Genomic DNA, 26,475 nt, shown 5'->3' on the forward strand with positions numbered 1-26,475 from the left:
TTGAGAAAGAAAAAGCCCCGGTCAGTACCGGGGCTTTTTCATATCGATTTCAGATTTATGCGGTAAAGCTGGATCCGCAGCCACAGCTCTTCGTCGAATTCGGATTGATGAAGTTGAAACCCTGCCGCATCAGCGTCTCTTCAAAGTCGAGCACCATACCGGCGAGATAGAGAAAGCTCTTCGGGTCGACGAAGACGCGCACAGGTTTTCCATCCGTAGGATCACCGGGTGTCTCCACACCTGCACCGAATACAAAGACACGATCACGCTCGCGTGGCTGTGAGTCGAACCGGATCGAGTAGCTCAAGCCCGAGCAGCCACCGCCCATCACACCCAGGCGCAAACCGCCCTGCTCCGGCGAGACACCCTCTTTCGCCATCGCCACGCGGATGCGCTTCAGCGCGTTCTTCGTAATTTCGACAGCAGCCTTGGCGCGTGGTGCCTGCCCTTCGGCAGACAACAACGTCATGCCTGCAAACGGATCCTTCGGCTGCTCTGGAGCAGCCGCCGTCGCGCCCTGCGGAGTTGTCGGTTGAATCGAAACCATTGCCATCGTCAAAACCTGCCGTGATGCAAGAAGGCACCCCGCTTCGTTTTACATCTACGAAAAACGGGGCGCCTGTATGTTGTGCGCCTCAGCGCAGAAAGTTAGTGAGCCGCAACTGCAGCCGTCTCGGTTTCCGCGACGCTGTTCTTCTTCTTCCAGTCACCGATCGCCGCACGGATAGCATCCTCAGCCAGCACCGAGCAGTGAATCTTCACCGGGGGAAGCGCAAGCTCCTTGACGATATCGGTGTTCGAAATCGCCAGTGCCTCGGCAACGGTCTTACCCTTCACCCACTCAGTAGCGAGCGAGCTCGAAGCAATGGCCGAGCCGCAGCCGAAGGTCTTGAACTTCGCATCTTCAATGACCTGCGTCTCGGGGTTGACCTTAATCTGCAAACGCATAACGTCGCCGCACTCAGGCGCGCCTACCAGGCCGGTTCCGACCTCCTGCGCACCCTTGTCAAGCGTTCCGACGTTGCGGGGATTGTTGTAGTGGTCTACGACCTTGTCGCTGTATGCCATGGGGATATGTCCTCGCTTCTTTAGATGATAACTCGGACTGTTTTGGTGCGCTAGATGTCTGCTAAATACCGCATTGATTTATTTCTGCCTGAATTCGCGCATAAACAATTTAGAATGAGTGACTTGACGGCAAGCCATTACCTGGTGGAGTTCTGCAAATTTTCGGTATCAGGCCCATAGGTTGGGAATGGGAGCGGTTCCTCACTGGTAGGCATCGTGCGCAACGTTGTCAGATCGGCCTGCAGGACCTTCCATTGATCGCTATGCTGTTGCGTAGAAAAGGGAAGGCTCATGTCTGCATAATAGGCCAGGATGTCTTCCTTGATTCCCGGAGGAATCGGCTGCGTGGGCTTGGCTACCAGATGATGCACCAGAGCACAGTAGGTGTCATCGGTAAGCGGATAGCCACCTGGTTTGACGACTGCACCCGTATCCAGATCCCGATTGCGCAATGGATGATGGGCGTCTCCACTTCCGCGAATACTGGCCTGCGAAGCATCCGGCCTGGCTGGCAGAGGGTCGGATGGCGGAGGTTGCGAATGCGTATCTGCCGCTGCGGCCTGTTTTGCCCCCGCTCCGGTTTCGGGAGGCGGAGTAAAGCGGCGCAGGGTTGTGTTGAGCATATCTACCGAACGAATGACAGAGCGGAGATAGTCCTGGTCGGTATCCACAGTTGGCCCCTTCACTGCAGCAAACTTGATTGGACCGACCTTCGGCAGAATCCATATAAGCCCCGCAAGCGTATAGGTTCCGATTCCGGCCTTGCGCCGATATTGATCCCAATTGTTTTTTATGGCCACGGCCGTAATCTGGGCAGTCAGCTGTTGCAACTCCGGAGAATCGACAACAGGCGGTTCGTGATGCCGATGCAACAGAGTGACCGCATAGGCCACGCGCGGAATGAAGTTTCGAACTGCGAAACGATACCCTTTTACGTTGATTCGCTTGCCGCGCCCCGCGCTGAAGTCTTCAGCCAGGCCGTAGGTCTGATAGAAGGCCAGCTCTAACTGTCTCTGCGGCACTTCAAGCCCTACGTGACGAAGATAGTGGACGGGAGCGAAGTGTCCGTGTGCAATCTCGTTGATGTCAAAGCCGAACTCAGTACGTACGTGTTGCGATTCGCCCTGCGCATAGTTGACGGACTTGCCGAAGCGCTGGCCCAGCTTTGGAAATTCCACCGGTACGGCAAGATTCGTGGCCGTAGCATGGCCGATGCTGTCACCAATAAAGTGTGAGAGAGCGCCAACCGCGAAAGCTAGTTCATCCGCATTGCCGGCGTTACGAAAGAGGTTAACAACGAAATCTCCGGAACGAACATAGTGCGTGAGATTGGAGAAGAAGGCGTCGCCGAAGGGATAGTAACCGATGTCTTGTATGACGCAGCCACCATAGGCATAGGCGCGTGCATGTTCGATCTGAGCGTCGGTGAGTGTCGGATAGCGACTCTTGAGGAGCGGGACGATGGAAGTGTCCCACGTAAGGTCGATGAGCTGCTCGTGCGTCAGCAGCGAATAGCCGCCCGCTGTAGGAGCCGCAAACAGACAAAGGAGAAGGAGGGCAATTAAAAACCGTGAGATGGTTTGCATTGCTTTTAGCCGTAAAGAATATCGTACAGACCGGCATTCTCTATGACGGCAAAATGCCACTGCGCGATGGTTTTTCCCATAAAAAACACGAAGGACGCAGCCGAAGCCGCGTCCTTCTCTGGTTTCAATATTGATTAGTGGGCCGCCCACTCGATCTTCGTGAGATCGATGCCTTCCTTGACCATCTCGTAGAGCGGCGACAGTTCGCGGAGCTTCCGCACCACATCGATAATCTTGTCGGAGACGTAATCGACCTCGGCCTTCGTGTTGAAACGGCCAAGCCCGAAGCGAATCGACGAATGCGCAACGTCGTCACCCAGGCCCAATGCCTTGAGCACATAGCTTGGCTCCAGCGTAGCCGAGGTGCAGGCCGAGCCCGAGGAGACGGCGATATCGTTGATGCCCATCAGCAGCGACTCGCCTTCGACATAGACGAAGCTCATGTTCAGGTTGCCGGGCAGATGGTGCTCCATGTTGCCGTTGACGTGGACGTAGTCGAGCGCGTTCTCGAGCTTATTCTTGAGGTAATCGCGTAGCTCCTGCTCGCGCTTCCCTTCCGCTTCCATCTCGTTCATCGCGATCTCGCATGCCGCGCCAAGGCCGACGATGCCGGGTACGTTGAGTGTGCCGCTACGCATGCCGCGCTCGTGGCCTCCACCGTTGATCTGTTCCGAGATCTGCACGCGCGGGTTGCGGCGGCGAACGTAGAGCGCGCCGACACCCTTCGGCCCGTAGAGCTTATGGCCGGAGAGCGAGAGGACGTCGATGTTGTCCTTCTGCACGTCGACGGGGATCTTGCCCACAGCCTGCACCGCGTCGGTGTGGAAGAGAATGCCCTTCTCGTGACAGAGCGCGCCGATCTCGCGAACGGGCTGGATGACGCCGATCTCATTGTTTGCATACATGATCGAGACGAGGATCGTCTGATCGTCGATGGCACGCTTGAGATCTTCAATGTCGATGAGACCGTCTGCCTGTACAGGCAGGTAAGTGACACGATAGCCCTGCTTCTCCAGCTTCTTGCAGGTATCGAGGACAGCCTTGTGCTCGCTGACCTGCGTGATGATGTGGTTGCCGCGCTCGCGGTACATCTCGGCGATGCCCTTGATGGCGAGGTTGTTCGATTCGGTTGCGCCAGAGGTAAAGATAACTTCCTTGGCAGAAGCGCCAATCAGCTTCGCAACCTGTTCGCGCGCCTTCTCGACGGCCTTCTCAGCCTCCCAGCCGAAGCTGTGATTGCGGCTGGCCGCATTGCCGAAGATGCCGGTGAGGTACGGCATCATGGCCTCAAGCACACGCGGATCGAGTGGCGTGGTCGCGTGGTTGTCCATGTAGATGGGGAGCTTCACGCCCTCAGGCAGTGGCTTCGACGACTCGGCGATCACAACTCCAGTTCCATTGCTGCTCATACTCGTTCTCCTGAATTCTTCAATCTTTATCTGTGGCTAGAGGGCGATCGTGACCAGACCGCCGCCCACCGTCACCCCGCGCGAGGGCGCGCTCTCTCCGGATTCAACCAGGTCGGAGATATGAATTCCGCTCAACAGTTCCTTAATGCTGTCATTCACCTTGCGCAATGGTTCTTTGATGGTGCAGGTGCTGGTCAGGTCGCAGGCTCCGTGAATCGTAATGCAGCTTGTGATGAAAAGCGGCCCATCGATGGCGCGAATGACCTCAAAGGCCGAAATCTCCTTCGCCGGCTTGGCGAGGGCGTAACCCCCATGCGTTCCAGCATGCGAAACCAGCAACCCAGCCTTGGCGAGCGTCTGCAGAATCTTGGCAAGCAGCTGCTGCGGGATGTGGTAGGCTTCGGCGATGTCCTTAGCACTCTGCGCGGAGCCATCTGTCTGCTCGGCCAGATACTTGAGGGCCATCAGGCCATAATCGGCTTTTTTGGTCAGCCTTAGCATGGTTGATCACACGGACAATTTCAGTCCTTATTCAGTGTAAGGCTGGTTTGACCACGCTGCAAGCCGATACTCGAACTACAACGGATTGCCGGAAGATAGCCCCTTCAACTAGTTGACAAGACAGGCGCGCACGGGCAAAATCCAAGCATTCCAACCTTTTCTCCCCATGACCACCCAGTGCAAACACCCTATAGTCAAAATCGTCTCCCGCGACGAAGATGCCGAATTTGTCGAATGCCAGAGCTGCGGAGAGATCTTCGATTCCACCGAATTCAGCGACATCGCCATTGAGGAAGAAGGAGAGGACGAGGCCGAAGAGCGTCCGACTCCAAAACCACGCAAACGCCGCTAGACGGCGGTCGGCGTATTGATCCTGCGCAGAACAATCCACGCATATTGAGCGGCAGAAACAGGCGCGAGCACTGCGATCACACGCAGCAGCATCGGTGTGACCGGAGCCAGCCAGGCTGCCGCTCGCCAGCTCTGGCTGATGCAGACCCGTTCGAACATGACTGTAATCACACCAAGAATCTGAACCAGCGTATTCAACTTGCCCAGCAGGCTTGGCCGGAAGTCTCGCAGTGTGCCCGTTGCAAACAGGACGGTCGAGATCAGCAGAATTCCCAGGTCGCGGCTGAAGACCAGCACCGTGACATATCGCGGGATGAGCGACACATGCGTAAGGGCGAGAAAGAGTGTGCTTAACAACAGCTTGTCGGCAATGGGATCGAGATATTGACCGAGCGTCGTTTTCTGACTTAATGCGCGAGCCAGCAGTCCGTCGAGAGCATCCGTAATACCGGCGAATAGAAAAAGCGCGAAGGCCAGGGGGAAATTGCCATCGAGAATCTCGTTGACGATGAACGGCACAACGAACAGACGCAGCAGCGTCAGCAGATTGGGTGTGGCTCGAACTTGGCGAAAAAATGGCACGCGCGATGAGCAGGTCGATGAATGCTTTAGGGCTTGTTCATCGTAACCGGAATCCCCTCAGGGAAATAGAGTGCAGCAAAAACAATCTGCTTCATGGTCGCACAACGAGGTTCGGTTGCGACGCGGCGCATGTTCCGGTTACACTAACAGAACGCACAGGCGCGTAGCTCAGTTGGTTAGAGCGCTACCTTGACACGGTAGAGGTCAGCGGTTCGAATCCGCTCGTGCCTACCATATTCTCAATCACTTACAGCCTCCTGAGAAATGGTCGAGGGTCCAGAAGGGTCCAATAAGGATTTCTTCCTGGCTCCAACCCCTGCCCGCAGCATATCCGCCACCTTCGTCTGCGCCCGGCGCTTGTCCGGCGTCACCGCCTGCGCGTACACGTCGAGCGTGATCTTCGTGCTCGCATGCCGCAACAGCTCCTGCACCACCTTGACGTCCTCGCCATTGGCCTTCAGCAGGGTTGAAAAGGTGCGCCGGAAGGTGTGCCAGCCAATCGTCTTGGCGATCTTCGCCCGCGTCGCCGCAGGACGGATGCACCGTTTCAGGATCGAATCCGGGCTGTAGGGTTGCTTCCCCTTCATTCGCGTGCTGGCGAAGATCCAGTCCTCCGGCTGGTTATAGGGGCATCCCCGCTTCCACGTCAGCAGCTCCTCGGCGATCCACGGGTCAAGCGGAACCGGCTTCTCCGAGGCCAGAGTTTTGCACCGTCCCACGACCTTTCGATAGATCGACCGCGTGACGGAAAGCTCCAGTTCTTCGAAGTTGGCGTCCTGCCACTTCAATGCCATCAGTTCCCCGCGGCGCAGCCCGGTAAGCGCGTCAAGCAAGACCATCACCCGTTCCCGGTGCGACAGCTCCTCAAACAAGGCCACGAGTTCCGCGACATCGAGGATGTCTGGGACGCCTATCCGCTTCGCACTCTGCCGAACCATCGTGATAGGGTTCGAGTTCTGTGGGAGGAACTCGTGCCGGATCGCATGGTTGAACAGAACGCTCATAATGTTGCGGACCTTCGATTTCGTTCCCCTGGCCAGCGGCAACGTGCGGAGCCACTTCTCTACAGCCACTGCCCTCACCTCACGCAGCCCGGAGTCGCCCCATTTCGGTTCGACATACAACCGAAGAAAGTCGCTGTAGACCGTGCGCGTAGAGAACGCCCGCCCTTCATCGTCTTCCTGTATGGGACCCAGTTCATGAAGCTTGAAGTGTGTAATGAGAGCGGCCACCGAGACCGGTTGCTGGGGGAATCGGGGCTGCTCTTCGTTGATAGTAACGCGTAAAGATTCGGCAGCCTTCAGAGCACTCGACTCGGTGGGATACTTCTCTATCGTGCCGAGAACCACCTTGCGGCGAACCCGCTTCCCACTGGCATCCGTCTCACGCCAGCGGAAGATCCAGCAGTCCGGGCCCTGCTTCCTCTTCACGCGGTCGATCGTTCCTTGTTGATATCGTGTCCGTCGAAACATGTTGTCCTCTCGTTTCGTTGGCCACAGACCGCTGACTTCGATGGTGCCATACTTTCAGCGGCTGAGGTCGCAAATTACCGCATCAAATTGCGGATATATGTCTCCAACCCGGAGGCGCGAAAACGCCATACCTTGCCGAGCTTCATCCCCGGAATCTCTCCGCTCCGCGCCCTCCGCTTCACTGTCTCGGGATGCACCCCCATTAGGTCCGCTGCCTGCTGGCTATCCAAAAGCGGTTCGAACTCCGTCGATTCCTTCTTCTGTCCGTTGTCTTCTTCTCGCATTCCATCTCCTGCCGGCAGCAGTTCCCGCAACATGCCAAGAGCGGGGTCCGGGTGTGCGCGAAGTCGCGTCCGGTAGTGCCGATAGGCCGACGATAGAGCGAATTTCAGGCGGCGATTATTACCTTTTTCGACGCATTATTCCAACCAGAGCAGCCACACTTCCCTGCATAAGGGTCACAGGGGCACGTTCCGGAGAGTTGCTTCCTGCCGGAGGTATACGCGATGATCGATTCAACTGATGAGCAACACGCCCACAATTCCGCCCGGCGGTGCACCATCCGTCCCACCCTACTGGCGCGATGAGGGCGACTGGGTTGTCCTAATTGAATTTCTCCGCACGGACGACGCTGAGGATCGCGCGCGAGGAATAGAGGCCATCGGTTCTATGCTCGCGTATGCCCAGATCACCGATACGCGCATGCTGGCGCTCACCGGAGATCGAAAAGCGGACGCATACGAGTTGCTGTTCTCGTTCTCATCGCCGGAAAACAAAGCTGAGTTCCTGCGCCTGCTCAAATCGAACGATGCCACCGACTGCGAAGACGAAGAAATCCTTGTGCCCAATCAGGCCGAGATCGAAGCGGCCCAGCCCATTGCACGGGTGCTTCCCGACGACGTCATGCGACAGGTCACAGCCATCGCGATGATGATGTTTGGTGGACAGACGGAGTCTATTCAGTAGTAGCCTGCAACCATCCTCGACCTCTGGGGGAAACGCTCTCAGCGCCTCGGTCTCGCTTCAGCGTTTGCCAGTCTTTCCTGATCTCCAATCCCATTGCTCTTGCATCGCTCGGACACCGCTTCGGGCCTTAGCCGCCGCCCCGCGGACTCTGCGCGTTCTGCTTTTTCGGCTTTCAGGAAATCTTTCGGCCAAAAGTAAAACGCAGAAACATTTCCTGAACCTTCCGAAAATGCACTTGCTTCCCTTGGGAGGCGGGTCCCTCGCATCGCTTCGCGTGGTGTGTCCCGAGCGACTTCAGAGACGAGGGACCAAAGGAGATTCAGAGATGGCAACCACAGCGATACACAGCGAGCAGCAGACCAGCTTCACCAATCAAATTCACCACGGCGACTGCATCGAGATCCTGAAGCAGATGCCGCCAAACAGCGTCGACTTCATCTTGACCGATCCGCCTTATCTCGTGAACTACCGCGATCGCACAGGACGCACCATTCACAACGACGTCGACGACGGCTGGCTCAAGCCTGCGATGTCCGAAGCCTACCGTGTCCTCAAGCAGGACCGCGTGGCAGTGATGTTTTACGGCTGGACGAAGATCGATGCATTCTTCGCAGCGTGGCGCAGCGCAGGATTTCAGCCGGTCGGTCACATCGTATTTCGCAAGAGCTACAGTTCGAAGAGCCGGTTCCTCCGCTATCAGCACGAGCAGGCATTCCTGTTGGCCAAAGGCAAACCTCCGCTACCGAAACAGCCGCTCGGCGATGTGATGGATATGCCCTATAGCGGCAACAAGCTGCATCCTACGCAGAAGCCAATACCTGCACTGGTATCGCTCATTCGTAGTTTCTCCCTCCGGGGAGAGACCATACTTGATCCCTTCTCAGGAAGTGGGAGCACCTGCGCAGCTGCAATCCTCGTGGGCCGCAGATATATCGGCATGGAGATGGATGACACGTACTTTCATCTCTCCACCGAACGGCTGCAAAGAGTTCACCAGAGAGTCGCCGCCAGGCGGCTCTCGAAGCTTTCAGGGCATTCCCGCCATGCGTGAGATGTTGCTCGCGTGTCCGCCGTGCCTCAAGGCGAACACTTCTCTGAAGCCGTGTTTACTCTTGCCTTGACCCACGGCGGTCCCGCGGGTTCTTTGCTGATCATGGTGGGAATGCCATGCTCTGCGCCTGCACGGCGCGGATTCCTACATGCTCTGTGACGGTGCCAAACGCACCTCCGATGCCCCTCGGGGATTATTGTCCTGAATGGAATAATGCGTCGAAAAAGGTAATAATCGACCGCCTCATTCTCGCCTACCTTCGCTCCAGAACGTTGCAGCCGGGAGTATCCACTCGCCGGAAAACGCACACGAAAGGAGCGTATGAAGATCCCTATTTCAATTCGATTCTCCTGTTTTCAGCGATGGAAGACACATGCTCGGAGACTTGCAATTCCATCCCTAATCTTCCTCGCAGCCCTGCCGGTCTATGCCCAAACTGGCAGCGATCCGTGGGAGAACGCAGTGAATGTCCTCAAAACCGCCTTCACCGGCACGATCGCCACCGGCCTCTCGCTGGTCGCAATTGTCGTCGGTGGACTCATGTTCGCTTATGGCGAGGGGCAGTCGAAAAAGATGCTCGCTGGCATCGTCTTCGGGGTTGGCATGGCCATAGGCGCAGTCAACTTCATGGCCTGGCTCTTTCCGTAAGAAAGGAGGTGATCCTTTGTCTCGGTCAGCGGAACGTCGTACCAATCAAGTCTTCAAGGCCATGAACCGGCCGCTGACTGTCCTGGGAGCAGAGCGACGGTTGTTCTTCGTCGCTCTGATCTCGGGAGGAGCCATCTTCTCCCTCTTGCATTCACTGCTCGGTGGAATCGGCCTGTTCATCATGGGCGTGATTGCTGCCCGCATCGCTACGAAGCACGACGTGGAGATTCTGCGTGTGCTCTTCAACAGCAGCAAGTTCCGCCGCCGCTACGACCCCATGAAAGATGAGGAAACACACATACGCATCGCGAGGCGCCATGCACAAGGTTGAGCACATTACGAAGGACTGGAAGGAAGCGGGCTCCTTCGCCGCACAGATGAACCTGTACGGCTTCTGGGACGAGCACTGCTTCCTCACCAAGTCAGGCGATCTTGGCAGCGTCCTCAGGATCGGTGGCATCGATTACGAGAGCCTCGATCATGCCGGGCTTGACTACGCGATCAAGCGCCTCGAAGCCGCTTTCCGCTCGCTCGATGATAGGTGCCGCCTCTATCAGATTCTGTTCAAGCGCAATCACCCGCACATCCCCCACGAGGAATATGAGAACCCGCTGGTGCGGGCAGCCGTGGAGCAGCGTGCAGCTTTCCTCGAGTCTAAGTCCGACCAACTCTACAGCATCGAGATCTTCTGGGTGGTCATGGTGGATGGGAGCTACCAGAAGACCGGCCTGCTCCATGCTCTGTCGCAGTTGCCGAAGAGCCCACGCGCGTCGCTGCGCGACCTACGCGCGTTGTTCTCCGGTAATAAAGAGCGCTCTCTGCTCTACGAGCAGATCGAGCGCGACCGCCTGCGGTTGCAGCAGAAGGTGAACAGTTTGAGTGGACAGCTAAACGACCTGATGACGGTCGGGCTGCCAGGGGCGGAGGAGACGTTTCGTATACTGCGCCGTCTCGTAAATCTCCGCCCCGCGAAGATCGATAACGCTCCGCTCTGCAATGCGCGTCGTCTCGATTGGCAGGTCTGCGATTCGGAGTTGGAGGCTCATCGCGGCTATCTGCGCCTCGATGACGACTACCTCCGCGTCCTCACCCTGAAAGAACTTCCCAGCGAAACGCGCCCCCTGCTGTTGCAGGGGTTGTTCGATATTCCTGCAAACTTCCATGTCGTTACCGAGTGGCATCCAGTCCCGAACGAAAAGGCGCGGAAGGAGATCGCATCCCGTCGCCGTCACTATCACAACTCGAAGACCAGCTTCGTCTCCAACCTTCAGGACCGGGACAATACCGGCAATCAGGACAACCTCGTCGATGATTCGAAAGCCGCTGCGGTTGCGGAATTGGGAAATGCGCTCACTGCAATGGGCATGGAAGGAAAATCCTTCGGTGAGTTCACGCTGTCGGTCATCATCTACGACAAAGACCGCATCAAGGTTGAACACGCAGTTGCCGAATTCCAGAAACTCTTCACGCAGCACGATGGGCTTCTTTATGAGGAACGCTACAACCTTCTCAATGCGTTCTTCGCGACGATTCCCGGTAACAAGCAGTTCAACCTTCGCAAGCAATGGGCTCTGAACGCGAACTATGCCGATCTTTCCTTTCTGTTCACGGTCGACCCAGGCTCCCGATGGAACCACCAGCTCGATCAGGAATACCTGGCTGTCCTTGAGTCCACACACGGAACGCCCTACTACCTGAACCTGCACTGGGGCGATGTGCCGAATGCCTTCATCCTTGGAGCGATCGGCAGCGGCAAGTCATTCACGACAAACTTCATCGTGCAGTCTGCGCAGAAATACAACCCGCTGACCTTCATCTTCGACCTCGGGGCCAGTTACCAGATGCTGACGCAGTCCTTCGGCGGGAGTTATCTCAACGTCGGGTTGAAGGACCCAGGCTTCAGTATCAATCCGTTCTCGTTGGAACCCACATATGAGAACCAGAACTTTCTCTATCTGTTTCTACGCGTGCTCATCGAGGCTGGCGGACGCTATGAGCTGACGCCAGAGGATGAGAAGGCACTCTTCGCCGGCATCGAGCGTGTGTACAAGCTGCCGCGTGAGATCCGGACGCTCACCAACTTTGCTTCTATCGTCGGACCGCTCGGTGAGCGTCTGCATCGCTGGCTGCAATCGGGTCAGTTCGGCTACCTGTTCGACAACGTGGAGGATACGCTCGCTTTCTCCCGTTTCCAGACCTTTAACTTCGATGGCTGGGACAAATACCCGGACGTGCTGGAGCCGATGCTGTTCTATCTGTTGCAGCGCGCGGCGTCAGAGATCGAGAAGAAGCAGAACATCGCTACCTTCAAGCTCTTCGTCATCGACGAGGCATGGATCTTCTTCAAGCGGCAGATCATCCACGACTGGGTTATACGAGCCGAGAAGACGTGGCGGAAGCTGAACGCCGCCATGATCCTGACCACGCAATCGATGATCGAGCTGGTCAACAACAACCTGCTGCAACTGGTGAACGAGTCGTGCCCCAGCCGTATCTTCCTTGCAAATCCGGGCATCGACCGCAAGCTCTATGCCGAAGCCTTCCAGTTGAACGACACAGATCTCGAACTGCTCGAATCGCTCGTCCCCAAACGCGACTTGTTATTCAAGCAGCCGCAGTATGCGAAGAAGCTTCAGCTTTCGGTTGACCCGCTGAGCTACTGGATGGCGACCAATACGCCCCGCGACAACGTGCGCAAGCAGGAATACTTCGCCCGATATGGGCCGGAGCAGGGGCTTCTGCGTCTGGTCCAGGACTTTCCCAACCCACTCAACCGCTAAAGGAGCCTTATGTCTCGTTCGCCTGTCATCCCGATCCTACTTGGCCTGGCCGCTACTGTTGCCCACGGCCAACAGTCCGCCCGCATCGTGAAGTACCACGCCAACGACATCGTCAATGTGCGCGCAAAGATGGGCTACACAACGCTGATCGAGCTGCCATCGACCGAGAAGATCATGCAGGTCGCTACCGGCGATAAGGACTACTGGATTATCGATACGGTCGGCAACTACTGCTTCCTGCATCCGGCCAAGGAGGGCATCCACTCCAACCTCAACCTCATTACCGACCACGGCAGCGTGTATTCCTTCACGCTTGATGACGTTGAGACCGGCGATCCTGACCTGAAGGTCGTAATTGAGCCATCCGACCCGTCTTCTCTCGCCACCGCGAACGGCGCGCGGCAGTTCGTTCCCGCCGCCGAACTAGACACCGCCCGTGCAGCCGCGCAACTTGCGCAAAGACAGGCCGCAACCGCCGTAGAAGCGTTCCGCGCCGACTATCCCACCCAGGCGCTGAAGTTCGACTACAGCTATCACAACGAATCACCATTCGATGTCTCGGCCATCTATCACGACGACAAGTTCACCTACATCAAGTCCTCGGCTGCAGAGAAGTTTTCTGTCTATGAGCTGAAGGATGGAAAGCCCGACCTCATCACCTTCCAGTTGAAGAACGGCACCTACATCCTGCCCACGATGGTCGATAAGGGCTATCTCGAAATCGGCAAGCACAGGCTCGACTTCGAGCGGAAAGCGAAGTAGGTGCGCCGATGGCAGACGAGAAACTTGCTCCAGAAGTGCAATCTCACGAGGATCCGCCGACCGCGCAGGTCCCAAACGCGCAGTTGCGGGACAAGCGCAAGCTGCCTGAGGGCGTCGTTCCGAAGCAAGCGCAGGGCTATGTGGTCGCCGGGCTTGCGGTGCTGATCCTGATGGCCGTTATGTTCTCGAAGAACCGTCCACAGCCGGCAGAAAAGACTGCGCCGGCGGCCTCGTCCACTCTCTCCACAGACGCAAACCAGCGGAAGATTCAGGAACTTGAACAGGATCTGAGCGCCCAGCAACGACAGGCCGCCGCGCAACGCGCGAGCGCTTCCACACCGCCCACTGGTACCACACCGACGATGAATTCTGCGCAGCTTGGCGTTCCGGCTCCTGCTTCGCCGTTGCCTCCGCCTGTGGCTGCTCAGGCTTCTGAGCCACCACGAGACCCCATCGCGGATGCAGAAAAGGAGATGGCCTTCAAAGCGCGCTTCGCTTCGAACCTAGTTGGTTCGCATGACGGCGCCGCGCGCTCTTCAGGCGTTGATGCGGCTCGCTCTGCCAGCTTGCCGCCGGCTCCTGCTCCGCAGAATGCCTCCACACCTTCTTCCACAAACAACAAACGTCCACTCGAGGTAAACGTCAATTCTGCCCACGGTCAGCCTTTCGTCGTCTTCGAGGGCACGACCATCGACACGGTGCTGGTCAACCGGCTCGATGGGGAGTTCTCCGGTCCGGTGAAAGTGATGGTCACGAACCCCGTCTACAGTCAGGACCGCCAGCACATGCTCGTTCCCGAGGGCACTTTCATCCTCGGCGATGTTCAGAAGGTCTCAAGCCTCGGCCAGAAGCGTCTCGCCGTGACCTTCCATCGCATGCTGATGCCCGATGGCTACTCCGTCGATCTCGACCAGTTCCACGGTCTCGATCAGGCCGGAGCCACCGGCATCAAGGACAAGGTCAACAACCATTACATGGAGATCTTCGGCGCCAGCATTGCCCTCGGTGTGATCTCCGGTGCAGCAGAAGCCAGCAACGCCAATCAGGGATACAACCAGTCGGGGTCGGAAGCGTACAAGGCCGGCATCGCTTCGAACCTCTCTCAGTCCGGAGCAAACGTTCTCGACCGCTTCATCAATATCCCGCCTACCATCACGATCCGTGAGGGCCACCGGATCAAGGTCTACATCACCCAGGACATGCTCCTGCCCGGATACGAAAACCACGACATGTCGGAGGTGTTCTGATGCGCTCCCCGCTCGTTTCACTCGCTGCCTGTCTGCTCGTGCTTGGCTGCGCCTCGCCCTCGCGACCCGGCAAGCCTTCGCCTTGCGGCGCCCGGCTGCCGTCCGCAGCTCCTTGCTCGAAGGGATGCGGATGCAGGCAGCATCGCCATCCGCAGCGTCCCGTTCCACCATCTCAACCTGTCTTTCCGCCCAACGCCATGGTGTAACACCCTGGCCCAACAAAAGGAGTCTTCCATGAAGTCCCGCATCTTCACTTTTGTCCCCGTTCTTGCCTCTCTGTGCGCGCCTCTGGCGCATGCTCAGTTTGGCTCCGGCATTGTCTATGACCCGACGCAGTCCGCCCACGCCATCCAGCAGATTCAGCAGGCCTCGCAGCTCTACACGACTGCGGTGGCAACCCGCAATCAGATCGTCAGCATGTACAACCTCGCCTACCAGATGTCGCAGATGCCGCAGAACCTTGCCGCAAGGTACAAGGCGGACTGGGCGCAGTGGACGAGTCTCCAGTCGACACCGAACACCTACGGCAACACCTCCGCTTTGGTGAACGCACTCAACTTCGGCGCGCTCACCCAGGCGCAGCAGGGATACAACGGCGCCTACGTTCAGCCGCAGACTTACCCTTCGGGCAGCTACTCGTCCCTCGGCACCCGCACTCAGGCCATCGTTGCCAATCAGTACGCCACCTCGGAGATAGCGCAAAGCACCACCACCAATGCGCTGGCCACGCTAGGCACCATTCGTTCTGATTCGCAGTCGTTTGCGCAGAAGCTCGCCAACCTCGAATCGGACACCTTCTCGAACGATCCATCCGAGCAGACAGAGAACGCTCTGCTCGGCAAGATCAACTCCGCTACGCTACTGCAGATCCACTCCCAGGAAAATACCAACCAGCTTCTCGCAGCTTCCGTGCAACAGCAGTTGCTAGCGCAGAAGCAGCAGATCGACGCGCAGAACCGCGCCATCAACAACGCCATTTATTTCCAGCAGAACTTCCCCAATGTCATGCAGCTGACCACCGGAGGCATGACCCAGTCCATCCAGTCCATCTCTCTCAGCCCGAACGCGAGGTAGCTCATGGGACAGAACTATCTCACCTTCCTTTCGCAGGCCATCAACGAGCTGCTGTCGGCGCACAGCGCCGCATTGCAGGCGACGGGGCGCGATATCTTTCGCGGACTTGCGACGATCCTGGTCGTCTGGTTCGGCGTGAAGGCAGCCCTGTCTGCTTCGCAGGGACATGGCGGCTTTCACTTCGCCAAATTCGCCGACCTGATTCTGATGATCGCCTTCGGCCTCGGCATGCTCACGTATTACTCGACGCCGATCCCTGGCACGAGCTACAGCTTCTCCGACCTCATCACCAAAGAGGCTATCCAGATCTCCGCGCAGATCCAGACCGACAATGCGCAGGACATCGTCGACTCCATCACCTCCGCCGAGCAGCAACTCGGTACACCTCCGGGTCTCTTCAGCCCGCAGGAAGACCTCGCCTGGCTTATCGCAGAGATAGCTCTCGCCATCATGCAGGCGTTCGTCTTCGCAGTTATCGCTTACGGCTATGTGGCCACTGCCGTCTGCGTACTCGTGGGTCCGATCTTCATACCCTGGTTCATCGTGCCCAAGATGGACTGGCTCTTCTGGGGCTGGCTCAAAGCCTTTATCGGCTTCAGCTTCTATCAGGTTGTAGCAAGCGCCTTCATCTTCGTCTTCTCGAAGGTCATCATCGGTATGTTTCACGTCATCGGAACACTCGACCTCACGAACATCGTGACGCTGCTTCCCGCGCTGCTGACACTGGCCTTCGTCTGTGTCTACGGCCTGCACAAGATTCCTGAACTCACAGGCTCCATCCTCGGCGGCCGAGCCGGGACGTGGGTCGACCTCAATAAGGATTGATCGCCATGGCAAAGACTCCTTACTCCACGACTGAAGCAGGGCACAAGTTCTTGGAACTCTATGCCGAGCCTGTCATCACCAACAGCTATCTCAAGGTTGCGCTGCTCGTGCTCTCTGTCGTTGCGCTTGGCTGTCTGGCGCTCCTCTATCGCGCGCAAGTAGCTGCCTCTCATTTGAAGCCGCTTGTCATCGCTGTCTCCGACCTCGGACGCGGCCAGGTGATGAACTACGACGACTTCTCGAAGGTCCCGGTCGAGCGCGTCAGCAAATACTACCTTGCGCGGTGGACCACACTCTATTACGGACGAAACCACGCAACGTTGCAGAGAGATTTTTCGCAGTCGCTGAGCTTTCTTTCCGATCCTTTGCAGTCCGCAACCCTGGCAAAGATCAACCAGCAAAAGACACTCGACACTTTTCTGCTCGACCCCAGCGCCGCGAACGTCGACATTGAGATCAAGGCGGTGGTGCTCGACGACACGCGGCTGGTGCCCTACCGCGCCCACATTGAGTTCGAGAAGGTTTTCTATTCTCCCGGCGATCAACAGGAACAGCGTCGCGAACGATGGATTGCAAATGTCATCTACGCCTTCCGCGACGAAGTGCCCAACGCGATGCTTCTCACTAACCCGCTGGGTGTCGTCATCAGCTACGTCCACGAAGACCAGGCATTCGGGAACTGACCATGCGACCGAAGAAGCCCATACTGCTTTACTGTGCCGACCGTGAACTGCTCTCCGCTACAGCCTTCGCGCTGCGCCTACAACCGTATGAGGTAACGGCCATCGACGACAGTCGCTCCGCTGCTGCCGTCATGATGGCGAGTGGCGTTGCTTGCGGTGTGTTGATACATGCACAGCAGGGCGACTTTGCCGGCAGGCTTATTCATCGTCTACTCGAATCCGATCTGCATATTCCGGTCCTGCTTGTCGACCGTGCCGGCGATCTCGCACCCGTCCGCTACGCGGACATGGTGCTCTATGGCCGCAACACGTCGATGAAGCACATCATCTCCGCGCTTGAAGTTCTCTGTGAACGGAAGCGCATGGCCCGGAGCCTTGCGTGAGGTATCTCTCCGTGTGCTCGGGAATCGAAGCCGTATCGGTTGCGTGGCAACCTCTCGGCTGGCAACCAGCCATGTTTGCGGAGATCGATCCCTTCTGCTGCTGGTTGCTGCGCTCGCGCTATCGCGCATCGCGGCCTGTGTACATGCCCAGCCCGCAGGCCGCGCCGGATCGCAAAGAAGCAAAGCATCGCGCGGCAGCCATTCGCAACGTCGTTACTCTGCCTGCCGATGGCGACGTCATCAACGCGGGAGATTTCACCAGGATAGGTAAAGAGGATGTGGGAACAATCGGCCTTCTGGCAGGAGGGACACCTTGCCAGTCTTTCTCCGTCGCCGGTAAGCGAGCGGGACTGGATGATCCGCGTGGCAACCTCACCATCGAGTTTGCTCGGCTTGCTGGGAGACTCCGGCCCTTATGGCTGGTGTGGGAGAACGTCCCCGGCGTCCTGTCGATCGACGATGGACGGACGTTTGGAGCCTTCCTCGGGATGCTGGTCGAACTCGGGTACGGGATCGCATACCGAGTTCTGGACGCTCAGCATTTTGGAGTACCCCAGCGACGGCGTCGCGTCTTCGTTGTCGGACATCTTGGAGACTGGAGAGGTCCCCGAGCGGTATTACTTGAGCAGCACAGCCTGTCGGGGTATCCTCCGCCGCGCCGAGAAGCGCGGAAAGGAACTTCCACCGGTGTTGAAGTCGGCCCTGCTGGCGGTCGCCTCACAGACACCGCTCCCACCATCGATGCAGGATGCAAGGATGGCTTCGTCCGCAATCAACTAGGCGTCGGCGTCATCTCCTCCACTGAGGAAATATCCCACTGCCTCAACGCCGGAGGCATGGGCCGGCAGGACTTCGAGACGGAAACGCTGATCGCTCACTCGCTCTCCGCCGATGGCTTCGACGCGAGCGAGGATGGCACCGGGCGTGGAACGCCCATGGTGCCAGTCGCCATCTGCACTGCGCATACGCAGTCCAACGGCTCCGGCTTCTCCGACCACGTTGCACACACATTGGAAAGTGGCGGCGCTCAGGCTGTTGCCTTCAATCTGCGTGGGCGCGAGGGCGGAGCCATGCCAGAGGTCTCAGAGTCCGCCAGTCTTCGCGCCTCGACTGGCGGAAGCACGAATAGCTACATCGCCTTCTCCGCAAAAGATCACGGAGCCGACGCGGACGACATCGCACCTACGCTGCGCGGCATGGGACATGATGGCAGTCACGCAAATGGCGGCGGACAGATCGCCATTGCGTTCAGTACCAATCAACGTGGAGAGGCACGAGAGCGTGACGTTCACGGAAGCCTGAGCAGTGCCCGAGGCGGCAGCAACCAGATCGACGGTGTTCTTCAGGCTCGTCTCGAAGAGAGTCCCGCTCCCGCAGCATTTACGCTCCATGGCAGCGACGGTACAGCGAGTGCGGCATCGTCGACAGAGATCGCGGGAAGTCTGCGCACGCGTGCTCCGGGAAGCATCGAAAATAGTTCGACTACTGCCGTCCTACAGGAACAATCCGTAGCCTCGCCGCTGGCCGCTTCTTACAGCAAGCAAATAGACAGCTCTGACACCAGCAGTAGCCCCCCGAATCTTCTGCGCCCACAGATGGCCGTCCGTCGCCTCACACCGCGGGAGTGCGAGCGCCTGCAAGGATTCCCCGACGATTACACGCTGGTCGAATACCGTGAAAAGCTGGCCTCCGATGGTCCCCGCTATAGAGCTCTCGGCAACTCGATGGCTGTCCCCGTCATGCGCTGGATCGGACAACGCATCGCTCAAGTCGATGCGATCCTCCGTGAGCACGACGCGAGGAGGGAGCCATGAGCATCCGCTCCTTCACAGTGTTGGCGCTGTCCTTGCGGAAGAAACGAGATCTTGACCTTCGGCCCGCCCGCATCCATTCGTCCCGCGGACCGCGCAGCTCCAGCTTCCACGTAGTCGCCCATGAGCAGACCCTCGGACTGTCCGCAAGCAGGCAACAATACGGACGACCGCAAAGTGCGATTCACCCACTCCCTGCCGATCCATGCCGCATGGGATGCGCGACAGAACGGACGACTCCAGCGTGCAGGTGGCGAATCAGGCGCATCCTTCTCCAGACACTCGTTCAGACAGGTGTTTCCGTAAAGCGCCATCTCTCCCGGATTCGCCCATGTCTCACTCGGTCACTCGCTCGGTGCTTATCCCGCGCCCTGCGGCAGCTGCGCGGCTCTGCTTCGCACTACGTGCGCCCCAAGGGGTTTCGGCTTTCAGAAAATCTTTTCGGCAAAACTCCGCACAGTGCGCGGACGAAAAGATTTTCCGAACCTTCCAAAAAAGCGCCGCTTGGCCTTGGGAGCGGGGCACACTCGCGTCGCTTCGCGCAAGAGTGTCCCGAGTAAGAACAGGGCAAATCCAAACAGGAGAAAAGCAATGGCACTCTACGAAAACAAAATCACTCTGAAGGGCTTCCTCGGCAAGGACGCCGAGAACTTCGCAACCCGCAACCAGAAGACCTTCGTCGTCCTCTCGCTCGCCACCAAGTCCGGCTATAAGGACCAGCAGAAGAAGGAGTGGGTGAACCACACCGAATGGCACCGCATTGTCGCCTTCGGCAAGCCCGCAGACTTCGCGAAGGGCCTCAAGAAGGGCGACTACGTGGAAGTCGAAGGCGAAACGCGCTCGACCGATTATGAGAAGGAAATCGTGCAGGGCAAGAACAAGGTCAAGGTCACCTTCCGCGACAAGGAAGTGCGCGCCAACACCGTGAAGAAGCTCGCAGCACCGGCCAAGGGCGAGAACCTCGACGCCGAGCCCATTACGGAGGATGACGCCGCGTAAGCGGCGTTGTCCTCCCTAACGGGAGGTGTGGCGTGATGACTCTCTTTTCCAATAGCGTCCTTTTACGAGGCTTTCTCGGCAGAAACGCTGAGGCGCCACCCTTACAGGGCATCACCAAAGATGCCTTCGCAGTCCTGCTGCTGGCGACCGTCTCCGGCAGATGGGATCTCGGGAACAACGAGTGGATACCGCGCACCGACTGGCATCGCATCATCTGCCCCGGTCCGTTCTTCTGCGGCATGGTGCGTGGCATGAGGCGCGGCGACTACCTCGAAGTCGAAGGGGAGTTGCGCGCTCTGGAACAAGATCGTGGCGTCGTCGTTGCCGGCGAACGCTTTTCGGTCAAGCACTCAACCTATGCCGTCCATGCAGTCCGCATTCAGCCGCTGGACCGACCCGAAGCATTGGTCGATTACGGCGACTCCGACGATAACACGGAGGTTCAGCCATGAACCTCTTCCGCAACAGTCTCAAACTTCGCGGCTTCCTCGGCAAAGATGCCGAGGAACCGCAGCTGACGCGAACCGACAAGGTTCCGTACATCGTCCTCACCGTCTGCATGGATGACGGCTTCTGGTGGCGGCCTGCCAATGAGTGGGTTTCCCATGGCGGCTGGTTTCGGGTGATCTGCCCAGGCGCCGCATTCTGCGAGTCCCTGAAAGAGATGAAGCAGGGCGACTACGTCGAGATCAAAGGACGCCTCATCATCTACCACTACGCCGAAGTAAACCTGAACCATCCCGTCTACGAGGTCCATGCTTTGCGTGTCCGCAGGCTGGAGATTCCCGCCGTCGGTGTGGTTGAAAAATATGACGGCTAACGCCGTCCTTTTTCCGGCAGAGAGGCTCTCCTCTCTGCCTTTCTTTGTTCGTGCCGCATGCGCTGCGCGGCGGAAAGGAATCTCGATGATCGCTAATGCTGTCTTCGTCGCGACGCTAGTCTTTCTCGCGCTCATCTTCTGGATGTCACGCGAGTTTGTGTTCCTCACTGCGTGGCGCGCTCTCATCCTGCACGCCTATCTAAAGACCATCGCCCTCTATTGCGCTCTGCTCTTCACGAACCTCCTCGGCCTGACCATCTGGATCGAACGCAAGTTCTTCCTGCGCGACACAGGCCGCAAGCTCAAGCACTTCGATCAGGAGATTCACACTGGCAAGAGCGAGTTGTCGGCAGAGATCCTATCTCGATTCAGTGACCAGGAGGAACAACTCTAGCCATGCACACTGACGACTCTCCATTGGAACGTACTCCAGACCTGGTCGCGAAGATCCGCGCACTACGCGAGCAGGCCGAGAAAGAGATGAACCGATTCACCTGTGTCGACGACTACGACGTGCGCCGGGTCGTCGGCCACGGACAGAAGGCCGCTCCGGCTTCTGACGAAACCGTTGCGCCTTCGCCCACCGCGAAACGGGGGAAGAAAGGCGCCGCAAAGTCTGTGACCGACCAAACGTCGATGGACTTTCCGCCTGCTCCTGCGGAGCGTGGCGCCGAGGACGGTGAAGAAGCATGAGGATCGATATCCCTCAGGACCTGCCTCGCCGGAGAGAAACTCCTCCGCAGACCCGTGTGCCCCCGACCCAAGAGCCCACGTCCGTACAGCGACACCTTCAATCCCTGAAAGAGCGCGCAGGCACGGGACGCAAGAACCAGACCCCGCATCGCTCCTCGCCCTCCAGGCGTCCGGAGCGCGACCGCGAGGTCTCCACCCCTCCGCGCCGGACCAGAGATCCGCGCGAAGGCGCAGACCCACGGCGAACCCGGCGCGACCGCATCCCGTCCCAGACTATCGGCATGCAGCTTCGCCCCGAGGAGCGCAAAGTCATGCTGGAGGTCGGGCGCTTCCGTGTCGTCCGCACCCGCGATCTCGCCGACACCATTTATGACGGCAAGCAGCGCAAGCTCGATGAGGACCTGCGGTTCCTCAAATCGAAGGGGCTGGTCGAGACCCGCCACATCAACCTTCGCCGAGATGGAACCCGGCGACAGATTGATCGTGTCGAGGTCGCCACGCTTACCCGCGATGGTCGCAGGTGGCTTAAGAAAAGTGGCGAGGTGCCTCAGGGCCAGACCGTCTACTACGGCTTCGTCAAGCCGCGCGAGATGGAGCACGATTCGCTCATCTATCGCGCTTGTCGCGATGCCGCCCAGCGCATCGAGCGGGACGGCGGTACGAATCTTCGCGTGAAGCTCGACTTCGAGATCAAAGCCGATGTCCAGAAGGACATCTATCGTGCGCGGAAGGTCGATCCGAAGCGCGACATGGGCGAGATCAAGCAGGAGGTAGCCGCCAAACACTCCCTCCCGTTCGTGGATGGCGGCATCCAGATCCCCGACGCCAGGATTGAGTTCGACCGGAAGCATGATGAGGCCCAGAGCCAGGAGCCGGATCAGGGTTCACGCACGGGAGGTCATGAGGACATCGAAGTGCTAACTGCGGCGTACCGTCGCGGGCACCTGCGGGCCAAGGCGCAGGCAGGTTTCCGCAACTACGCCTCCGGTTCCGACCGATCAAGCATCACGGCCAAGATCGAGGACGAACACCAGATGATGCGGGACATCTTCGATCTATGACGCTCGCTTACGATCCCATCCCGATTTTGCAGGTGGCTGGCTACACGGAACGCGAGGCCGCGTTCCTGTATCTCGCCGCCCTGCACTCGGGGTATTTTCTTCGCCGCCAGTATCTGCGCTTTATCGAGCGGGGCCGGGGCGCGTTGGCCGCGCAGTTCCTGCGCCGGGCCTCCGCGCTGGGCCACATCCAAAGCATCGCCTGCGGGCAGGCTCGCTTTGTCTATCACCTCACCTCGACCGAGGTGTATTCGGCGGCCGGGCTCGGCGCTTCGCACCATCGCCGGCTGAAAAGCGATGCCACCATCAAGTCCCGCCTCATGGTCCTGGACTTCGTACTCGACCATCTCGGCGAGACGCTCCTCGACACCCGGGAGTCGAAGGTCCACCACTTTACTAGCGCCCTCGGCCTGACCGAATCCGTTCTCCCTCTCTCTCGGGGCGTGGTCTTTGCGGAAGAATTTCCGCTCCTCATTAATAAGGATGGCGGCATTTCGTTCAGCTATGTCGACGAGGGCGCCCTCTCGGCGAGTGGCTTCGAGCATTTTCTTGACCGTCACGCTCCGCTTTTCCGATCACTCCACGGTTTCGAGTTGCTGTACCTCGCTGACTCGAACCGTGACTTTGACCGTGCAACGAGAATCTTCTCTACGAAGCTTCCCGATGAGCAGGAGCGGGGAATGACGCCGCTGACTCCTCGTGGCGTCGACCATCTCCTCGATTATCTTCGCGCGCGTGAGTTTGCCGACTCCAGGAAGTCGGCTCTTACTTTGCGCGATCTCGCTCTGCTCCGCGAGGGCGACGCTCTCTATACCCGTCCCGAACATCACGCACTCCTGGCATCGGGCACAGCCAACGCCCAGCGTGTCCGGCAGCAGTTCGAACAATCAGCACAGCGCCGGAAGCTCATCCCCGTTGTTCTTCCGTACAGCTATCCGCTCCATCGCTTCAAGTTCGAGAGTCAGCCTAAGCCGGAGCTTGGGTCTATGGTGCGGTCTATTCGGAGGCCAATTCTAGGGGAACAAACCATGCAGGAACAGCTATTTAGCGAAGGAGGTGATGAGGGGTAAGTAGGTGCCGAGGGGGGAGCGACCCCACCCCTCCGGGGCTGACGCGACGGCTGTCGCCGCGCTGGTCGCTCCCCCCCTCGCCACCTTCCAATGCTTAGCGTATGTGCGGCAGATATTTTGCTGATGCCTGATTGATCTCCACCGTATGCCAACCGGATTGGTTCGAGATCATTCACTGATACCGTTCGCATCCGCCAGAGATACACAACAGATTCCAACTTCATCCACAGGAGATGCTCATGAGCAGACTGAAACTACAGCATGGAGTGAGCCGCGTCCGCCGCGCCAAGCTGCAATCCTCGATCGACCAGACTATCGCCGACGATATCGAGCTGATGGCTAGCTGGTCGAACAACGAAACGCAGTATGTCATCAACGAACTACTGCGCTTCGCCATTGCGCAGGAAGAGGACTTCCTTAAACACAAAGCGGGCCTGCCTGCAAATCCCGCACGGAACACCATTGGCACGAAACCCGCTCTGACCCCGATCAAACAAGCATCCGACGCAGCTGCGAAGCCGGACACTTCAGTGCCGAATAACACCACTCATTCCTGAAAGGAGGTCATAGCCCATGCGGTCATCCCCGTGCATTCAACGCATCATCCGCCCGCTGGTCGCGCATCGCTTTCTGCTCTCGATTGGGCTCAGCGCCGCGTGTGGCATTGTCCTTAACTCGCTGCTGCCTATTGACCTTGCTGATCCACTGCTCCGCCTGGCCGAGATCCAGCGGCCTCAGATCATCCATACGCTGTTGATGGGTTACAAAGCTTTCCTTTACACCTCGCCGTTTATTTTCTTCTCGATGGGTTTCTCCCTTCTGTACGTTCATCTCTATAAGAGTGAACTGGAGTTGAATCCCGGCGCGTTGCCGCCCTATCCCAATCCGCAGAAGCGCAACGACCTCTTCCTGATTCTTGGCGAAGTGCATAGCAGGCTGCTGCCGAGAGCAAGTGCATTACCGTCATGGCTGTCCATTCCCGAGCGAGGCCTCTATACCGGAATCGCTTCCTTCGGCTCTATAGGTTCGGGAAAAACCTATGGACTGATCCTTCCAGCGATGCGGCAGCTCTTCGCATACAAAGCCAACGATGCCGACCGCAAGCTCTCCGGAATCGTTCTGGAAGTAAAAGGTGATCTTTGCCGGCAACTCCAGCGCATCCTGAAATGGTGCGGACGTGAAGATGACTACATCGAAGTCTCACTCGACGGAAACGTCCGTTATAACCCGCTGAACAACTCTCTCGATCCATATGCACAGGCATTCAACATCGCCTCCATCATCACCTCGATTTGGGGCAAAGGGAAGGAACCCTTCTGGCAGCAGTCCTACACCGATCTCGTCCGCTACGTGATCCTGCTCCACCGTATCCGTGACGGATACTTGACGCTGGTCGACGTTTTTCAGACCGTCATCAGCGCCGGACGGCTCGAAGAGCTGCTGGTTGAGGTAGGGTCGCAGTTCAGCACTACGAGCTATATCGGCGTTGAGAGAGAGGAGTACCTCAGCGAGGAGAAACAACTCGCCCCGCTCGGCTTCAAATGGAATCCGAGGGCCAACCTATATATAGCGAGGTGGGATGAACCACTGGAGACCGCCCTAACCGAACAGACATCTATCGAGTTTCTCGTATTTTCCCGCAAGCCATCCGATCCCGGAGCTCGCGAGCGATTCCGGAGCGTCCAGTATTGGTACTGGGAGCACTGGAAGTTCTTCCGCTCTGAGGTGAAGACGTCCATTGTTCAGGGCATCGCGGTATTCCTCTCCCTCTTCGAGACCGATCCCGATGTTCGCCGCGTCTTCTGCCCACCGAAGGACCTCTATCAAGGCAAGCCTTGCGCGTCCGATCCTGACGGCATCGTCATGCGCCCATTCGAAGAGTTGATCGAGTCCGGCAAAGTCGTTGGACTCAACTTCCCCGTAGCCCTGAACCCGGCGCTCGCAAAGACGATCGGGACCATGATGAAGATCGACTACCAACGCGCTATGCTGCTGCGCATCCCCAGGATGGATGCCGAACCGGAGAAACTCTATCGTGCCTCTGTCTTCGTATGTGATGAGTATCAGAACTTCGCTACAGTCGGCGGTGACAATCCCACGGGTGATGAGCGATTTCTCTCGTTGTCACGTCAGCCGCGCTGCATCCCTATTGTCGCCACGCAGTCGGTTGCCAGCCTCAAGGACGCGCTGCCGAATGAAGGTGTCAAAACGCTGCTGCAGGCGTTTCGCACGAAGGTCTTCCTGACGACCTCCGATCCCGAAACCGCCCGCTACGCATCGGAGCTTTGTGGCAAGGAAGATCGGACCCGGATCGGATACACCCTATCTGAAACCTCGACCAACGCAAATGTCGGATGGCTCTCGGGTCGTACGTCTGCAAGTAAAGGTTCCGTAGCAGCGGTCAAGCAGTATCAGAAACAGAAGGAGCCGGTATTCGAGGAGAAGGTCTTCTTCGATCTCAAGAACGCTCAGTCCATCGTGGTTGCGTTCGATGGCGTTAGCCCGCTACCGTCCACGTACTGCTATCTCAAGCCGGACTTCTTGCCCATCACCATGAACTGGTTCGACCAGGAAAAGATCGACTTCGATCCACGACGGATTTGAGAGTATGCCCTGTTGTCGGCGATGGAAATGAC

At 58.1% G+C, this 26,475-nt stretch carries 30 protein-coding genes and 1 tRNA gene; 23 read left to right on the forward strand and 8 right to left on the reverse strand.

The genetic code is table 11. The features are described 5' to 3' along the window. Nucleotides 1-55 precede the first annotated feature (55 nt). From KFE13_RS07440 to KFE13_RS07460, 5 genes are all read right to left on the reverse strand, one after another. Entirely contained in the window at nucleotides 56-553 is a 498-nt protein-coding gene (locus tag KFE13_RS07440) for a HesB/IscA family protein (protein ID WP_260706532.1), read from the reverse strand. Between the two features lie 95 nt (nucleotides 554-648). After that, nucleotides 649-1,068 (reverse strand): Fe-S cluster assembly scaffold IscU, encoded by a 420-nt coding sequence (iscU, locus tag KFE13_RS07445; protein WP_260706533.1) that lies wholly within the window; start codon nucleotides 1,066-1,068, stop codon nucleotides 649-651. A 137-nt stretch (nucleotides 1,069-1,205) separates the two neighbouring features. After that, on the reverse strand, nucleotides 1,206-2,654 hold the full coding sequence (locus tag KFE13_RS07450) for a zinc dependent phospholipase C family protein (RefSeq protein ID WP_260706534.1): 1,449 nt from the start codon (nucleotides 2,652-2,654) through the stop codon (nucleotides 1,206-1,208). A gap of 134 nt (nucleotides 2,655-2,788) precedes the next feature. Continuing rightward, nucleotides 2,789-4,063 carry an IscS subfamily cysteine desulfurase gene (locus tag KFE13_RS07455; protein WP_313900690.1) on the reverse strand — a complete coding sequence of 425 codons (1,275 nt, stop codon included), beginning with the start codon at nucleotides 4,061-4,063 and terminating at the stop codon, nucleotides 2,789-2,791. 36 nt (nucleotides 4,064-4,099) lie between these two features. Continuing rightward, entirely contained in the window at nucleotides 4,100-4,564 is a 465-nt protein-coding gene (locus KFE13_RS07460) for an RrF2 family transcriptional regulator (RefSeq protein ID WP_260706535.1), read from the reverse strand. Nucleotides 4,565-4,676: 112 nt separating this feature from the next. Between KFE13_RS07460 and KFE13_RS07465 the strand changes: the two genes are divergently transcribed. Next, entirely contained in the window at nucleotides 4,677-4,916 is a 240-nt protein-coding gene (locus tag KFE13_RS07465; RefSeq protein ID WP_260706536.1) for a hypothetical protein, read from the forward strand. Here KFE13_RS07465 and KFE13_RS07470 read toward each other — a convergent pair. Beyond that, the gene (locus KFE13_RS07470) at nucleotides 4,913-5,497 is read right to left on the reverse strand and encodes a CDP-alcohol phosphatidyltransferase family protein (RefSeq protein ID WP_260706537.1); all 585 of its coding nucleotides are present in this window, start codon (nucleotides 5,495-5,497) and stop codon (nucleotides 4,913-4,915) included. The genes KFE13_RS07465 and KFE13_RS07470 overlap by 4 nt on opposite strands. A 157-nt stretch (nucleotides 5,498-5,654) precedes the next feature. Between KFE13_RS07470 and KFE13_RS07475 the strand changes: the two genes are divergently transcribed. Further along, nucleotides 5,655-5,731, forward strand: a tRNA-Val gene (locus KFE13_RS07475). A 5-nt stretch (nucleotides 5,732-5,736) separates the two neighbouring features. Here the strand turns inward: KFE13_RS07475 and KFE13_RS07480 are convergent. After that, nucleotides 5,737-6,969 carry a tyrosine-type recombinase/integrase gene (locus KFE13_RS07480; RefSeq protein WP_260706538.1) on the reverse strand — a complete coding sequence of 411 codons (1,233 nt, stop codon included), beginning with the start codon at nucleotides 6,967-6,969 and terminating at the stop codon, nucleotides 5,737-5,739. Nucleotides 6,970-7,043: 74 nt separating this feature from the next. Beyond that, nucleotides 7,044-7,253 carry a helix-turn-helix domain-containing protein gene (locus KFE13_RS07485; protein WP_260706539.1) on the reverse strand — a complete coding sequence of 70 codons (210 nt, stop codon included), beginning with the start codon at nucleotides 7,251-7,253 and terminating at the stop codon, nucleotides 7,044-7,046. A 238-nt stretch (nucleotides 7,254-7,491) separates the two neighbouring features. Between KFE13_RS07485 and KFE13_RS07490 the strand changes: the two genes are divergently transcribed. The 21 genes from KFE13_RS07490 (at nucleotide 7,492) to KFE13_RS07590 (ending at nucleotide 26,443) form a co-directional block, all read left to right on the forward strand. Continuing rightward, on the forward strand, nucleotides 7,492-7,935 hold the full coding sequence (locus tag KFE13_RS07490; RefSeq protein ID WP_260706540.1) for a hypothetical protein: 444 nt from the start codon (nucleotides 7,492-7,494) through the stop codon (nucleotides 7,933-7,935). 325 nt (nucleotides 7,936-8,260) lie between these two features. Then, nucleotides 8,261-8,986 (forward strand): DNA methyltransferase, encoded by a 726-nt coding sequence (locus tag KFE13_RS07495; RefSeq protein WP_260706541.1) that lies wholly within the window; start codon nucleotides 8,261-8,263, stop codon nucleotides 8,984-8,986. A gap of 321 nt (nucleotides 8,987-9,307) precedes the next feature. Next, entirely contained in the window at nucleotides 9,308-9,634 is a 327-nt protein-coding gene (locus KFE13_RS07500) for a TrbC/VirB2 family protein (RefSeq protein ID WP_260706542.1), read from the forward strand. 16 nt (nucleotides 9,635-9,650) lie between these two features. Beyond that, the gene (locus tag KFE13_RS07505; RefSeq protein WP_260706543.1) at nucleotides 9,651-9,965 is read left to right on the forward strand and encodes a VirB3 family type IV secretion system protein; all 315 of its coding nucleotides are present in this window, start codon (nucleotides 9,651-9,653) and stop codon (nucleotides 9,963-9,965) included. Next, the gene (locus KFE13_RS07510) at nucleotides 9,952-12,414 is read left to right on the forward strand and encodes a VirB4 family type IV secretion system protein (protein WP_260706544.1); all 2,463 of its coding nucleotides are present in this window, start codon (nucleotides 9,952-9,954) and stop codon (nucleotides 12,412-12,414) included. Before KFE13_RS07505 ends, KFE13_RS07510 begins: the two co-directional genes overlap by 14 nt. 9 nt (nucleotides 12,415-12,423) lie before the next feature. Beyond that, a complete protein-coding gene (locus tag KFE13_RS07515) occupies nucleotides 12,424-13,176 on the forward strand; it encodes a TrbG/VirB9 family P-type conjugative transfer protein (protein WP_260706545.1) in 753 nt (250 codons plus the stop codon). Nucleotides 13,177-13,184: 8 nt separating this feature from the next. Further along, entirely contained in the window at nucleotides 13,185-14,423 is a 1,239-nt protein-coding gene (locus KFE13_RS07520) for a TrbI/VirB10 family protein (RefSeq protein WP_260706546.1), read from the forward strand. Between the two features lie 234 nt (nucleotides 14,424-14,657). Further along, entirely contained in the window at nucleotides 14,658-15,497 is an 840-nt protein-coding gene (locus tag KFE13_RS07525) for a hypothetical protein (protein ID WP_260706547.1), read from the forward strand. Nucleotides 15,498-15,500: 3 nt separating this feature from the next. Continuing rightward, nucleotides 15,501-16,322, forward strand: a complete 822-nt coding sequence (locus tag KFE13_RS07530) for a type IV secretion system protein (RefSeq protein ID WP_260706548.1) — start codon at nucleotides 15,501-15,503, stop codon at nucleotides 16,320-16,322. Nucleotides 16,323-16,327: 5 nt separating this feature from the next. Continuing rightward, nucleotides 16,328-17,005, forward strand: a complete 678-nt coding sequence (locus tag KFE13_RS07535) for a type IV secretion system protein (protein WP_260706549.1) — start codon at nucleotides 16,328-16,330, stop codon at nucleotides 17,003-17,005. A 2-nt stretch (nucleotides 17,006-17,007) separates the two neighbouring features. After that, nucleotides 17,008-17,388 carry a hypothetical protein gene (locus tag KFE13_RS07540; RefSeq protein WP_260706550.1) on the forward strand — a complete coding sequence of 127 codons (381 nt, stop codon included), beginning with the start codon at nucleotides 17,008-17,010 and terminating at the stop codon, nucleotides 17,386-17,388. After that, complete coding sequence (dcm, locus tag KFE13_RS07545; protein WP_260706551.1) at nucleotides 17,385-19,202, forward strand: DNA cytosine methyltransferase; 1,818 nt, start codon at nucleotides 17,385-17,387, stop codon at nucleotides 19,200-19,202. Before KFE13_RS07540 ends, dcm begins: the two co-directional genes overlap by 4 nt. Before the next feature lie 588 nt (nucleotides 19,203-19,790). After that, on the forward strand, nucleotides 19,791-20,198 hold the full coding sequence (locus KFE13_RS07550; protein WP_260706552.1) for a single-stranded DNA-binding protein: 408 nt from the start codon (nucleotides 19,791-19,793) through the stop codon (nucleotides 20,196-20,198). Between the two features lie 32 nt (nucleotides 20,199-20,230). Further along, nucleotides 20,231-20,650 carry a single-stranded DNA-binding protein gene (locus KFE13_RS07555; RefSeq protein ID WP_260706553.1) on the forward strand — a complete coding sequence of 140 codons (420 nt, stop codon included), beginning with the start codon at nucleotides 20,231-20,233 and terminating at the stop codon, nucleotides 20,648-20,650. Continuing rightward, nucleotides 20,647-21,018: a single stranded DNA-binding domain-containing protein gene (locus tag KFE13_RS07560; RefSeq protein ID WP_260706554.1), complete on the forward strand. Its 372-nt coding sequence runs from the start codon at nucleotides 20,647-20,649 to the stop codon at nucleotides 21,016-21,018. The genes KFE13_RS07555 and KFE13_RS07560 overlap by 4 nt, the downstream gene beginning before the upstream one ends. Nucleotides 21,019-21,103: 85 nt before the next feature. Continuing rightward, nucleotides 21,104-21,412 (forward strand): hypothetical protein, encoded by a 309-nt coding sequence (locus KFE13_RS07565; RefSeq protein ID WP_260706555.1) that lies wholly within the window; start codon nucleotides 21,104-21,106, stop codon nucleotides 21,410-21,412. A gap of 2 nt (nucleotides 21,413-21,414) precedes the next feature. After that, a complete protein-coding gene (locus tag KFE13_RS07570; RefSeq protein ID WP_260706556.1) occupies nucleotides 21,415-21,711 on the forward strand; it encodes a hypothetical protein in 297 nt (98 codons plus the stop codon). Nucleotides 21,712-21,767: 56 nt separating this feature from the next. Beyond that, nucleotides 21,768-22,772, forward strand: coding sequence for a hypothetical protein (locus tag KFE13_RS07575; RefSeq protein WP_260706557.1), 1,005 nt, complete (start codon nucleotides 21,768-21,770; stop codon nucleotides 22,770-22,772). Continuing rightward, nucleotides 22,769-23,839, forward strand: coding sequence for a hypothetical protein (locus KFE13_RS07580; protein ID WP_260706558.1), 1,071 nt, complete (start codon nucleotides 22,769-22,771; stop codon nucleotides 23,837-23,839). The genes KFE13_RS07575 and KFE13_RS07580 overlap by 4 nt, the downstream gene beginning before the upstream one ends. Before the next feature lie 239 nt (nucleotides 23,840-24,078). Then, nucleotides 24,079-24,396, forward strand: coding sequence for a hypothetical protein (locus KFE13_RS07585; protein WP_260706559.1), 318 nt, complete (start codon nucleotides 24,079-24,081; stop codon nucleotides 24,394-24,396). Between the two features lie 16 nt (nucleotides 24,397-24,412). Continuing rightward, nucleotides 24,413-26,443, forward strand: a complete 2,031-nt coding sequence (locus KFE13_RS07590; protein ID WP_260706560.1) for a type IV secretory system conjugative DNA transfer family protein — start codon at nucleotides 24,413-24,415, stop codon at nucleotides 26,441-26,443. The last annotated feature ends 32 nt before the right edge of the window (nucleotides 26,444-26,475 follow it).

This window comes from Edaphobacter flagellatus (assembly GCF_025264665.1).
Classification (GTDB): Bacteria; Acidobacteriota; Terriglobia; order Terriglobales; family Acidobacteriaceae; genus Edaphobacter; species Edaphobacter flagellatus.

Excerpts from the sequence above, each read along its gene's own strand:
- KFE13_RS07560 (WP_260706554.1), top strand. The coding sequence starts at position 20,647 with ATGAACCTCTTCCGCAACAGTCTCAAACTTCGCGGCTTCCTCGGCAAA.
- KFE13_RS07535 (WP_260706549.1), top strand. The coding sequence starts at position 16,328 with ATGGCAAAGACTCCTTACTCCACGACTGAAGCAGGGCACAAGTTCTTG.
- KFE13_RS07485 (WP_260706539.1), bottom strand. The coding sequence starts at position 7,253 with ATGCGAGAAGAAGACAACGGACAGAAGAAGGAATCGACGGAGTTCGAA.
- KFE13_RS07530 (WP_260706548.1), top strand. The coding sequence starts at position 15,501 with ATGGGACAGAACTATCTCACCTTCCTTTCGCAGGCCATCAACGAGCTG.
- KFE13_RS07440 (WP_260706532.1), bottom strand. The coding sequence starts at position 553 with ATGGCAATGGTTTCGATTCAACCGACAACTCCGCAGGGCGCGACGGCG.
- KFE13_RS07460 (WP_260706535.1), bottom strand. The coding sequence starts at position 4,564 with ATGCTAAGGCTGACCAAAAAAGCCGATTATGGCCTGATGGCCCTCAAG.
- KFE13_RS07480 (WP_260706538.1), bottom strand. The coding sequence starts at position 6,969 with ATGTTTCGACGGACACGATATCAACAAGGAACGATCGACCGCGTGAAG.
- KFE13_RS07510 (WP_260706544.1), top strand. The coding sequence starts at position 9,952 with ATGCACAAGGTTGAGCACATTACGAAGGACTGGAAGGAAGCGGGCTCC.
- KFE13_RS07500 (WP_260706542.1), top strand. The coding sequence starts at position 9,308 with ATGAAGATCCCTATTTCAATTCGATTCTCCTGTTTTCAGCGATGGAAG.
- KFE13_RS07525 (WP_260706547.1), top strand. The coding sequence starts at position 14,658 with ATGAAGTCCCGCATCTTCACTTTTGTCCCCGTTCTTGCCTCTCTGTGC.
- KFE13_RS07550 (WP_260706552.1), top strand. The coding sequence starts at position 19,791 with ATGGCACTCTACGAAAACAAAATCACTCTGAAGGGCTTCCTCGGCAAG.
- KFE13_RS07520 (WP_260706546.1), top strand. The coding sequence starts at position 13,185 with ATGGCAGACGAGAAACTTGCTCCAGAAGTGCAATCTCACGAGGATCCG.
- KFE13_RS07490 (WP_260706540.1), top strand. The coding sequence starts at position 7,492 with ATGAGCAACACGCCCACAATTCCGCCCGGCGGTGCACCATCCGTCCCA.
- KFE13_RS07540 (WP_260706550.1), top strand. The coding sequence starts at position 17,008 with ATGCGACCGAAGAAGCCCATACTGCTTTACTGTGCCGACCGTGAACTG.
- KFE13_RS07565 (WP_260706555.1), top strand. The coding sequence starts at position 21,104 with ATGATCGCTAATGCTGTCTTCGTCGCGACGCTAGTCTTTCTCGCGCTC.
- KFE13_RS07570 (WP_260706556.1), top strand. The coding sequence starts at position 21,415 with ATGCACACTGACGACTCTCCATTGGAACGTACTCCAGACCTGGTCGCG.
- iscU (WP_260706533.1), bottom strand. The coding sequence starts at position 1,068 with ATGGCATACAGCGACAAGGTCGTAGACCACTACAACAATCCCCGCAAC.
- KFE13_RS07580 (WP_260706558.1), top strand. The coding sequence starts at position 22,769 with ATGACGCTCGCTTACGATCCCATCCCGATTTTGCAGGTGGCTGGCTAC.
- KFE13_RS07585 (WP_260706559.1), top strand. The coding sequence starts at position 24,079 with ATGAGCAGACTGAAACTACAGCATGGAGTGAGCCGCGTCCGCCGCGCC.
- KFE13_RS07455 (WP_313900690.1), bottom strand. The coding sequence starts at position 4,063 with ATGAGCAGCAATGGAACTGGAGTTGTGATCGCCGAGTCGTCGAAGCCA.
- KFE13_RS07450 (WP_260706534.1), bottom strand. The coding sequence starts at position 2,654 with ATGCAAACCATCTCACGGTTTTTAATTGCCCTCCTTCTCCTTTGTCTG.
- KFE13_RS07515 (WP_260706545.1), top strand. The coding sequence starts at position 12,424 with ATGTCTCGTTCGCCTGTCATCCCGATCCTACTTGGCCTGGCCGCTACT.
- KFE13_RS07495 (WP_260706541.1), top strand. The coding sequence starts at position 8,261 with ATGGCAACCACAGCGATACACAGCGAGCAGCAGACCAGCTTCACCAAT.
- KFE13_RS07590 (WP_260706560.1), top strand. The coding sequence starts at position 24,413 with ATGCGGTCATCCCCGTGCATTCAACGCATCATCCGCCCGCTGGTCGCG.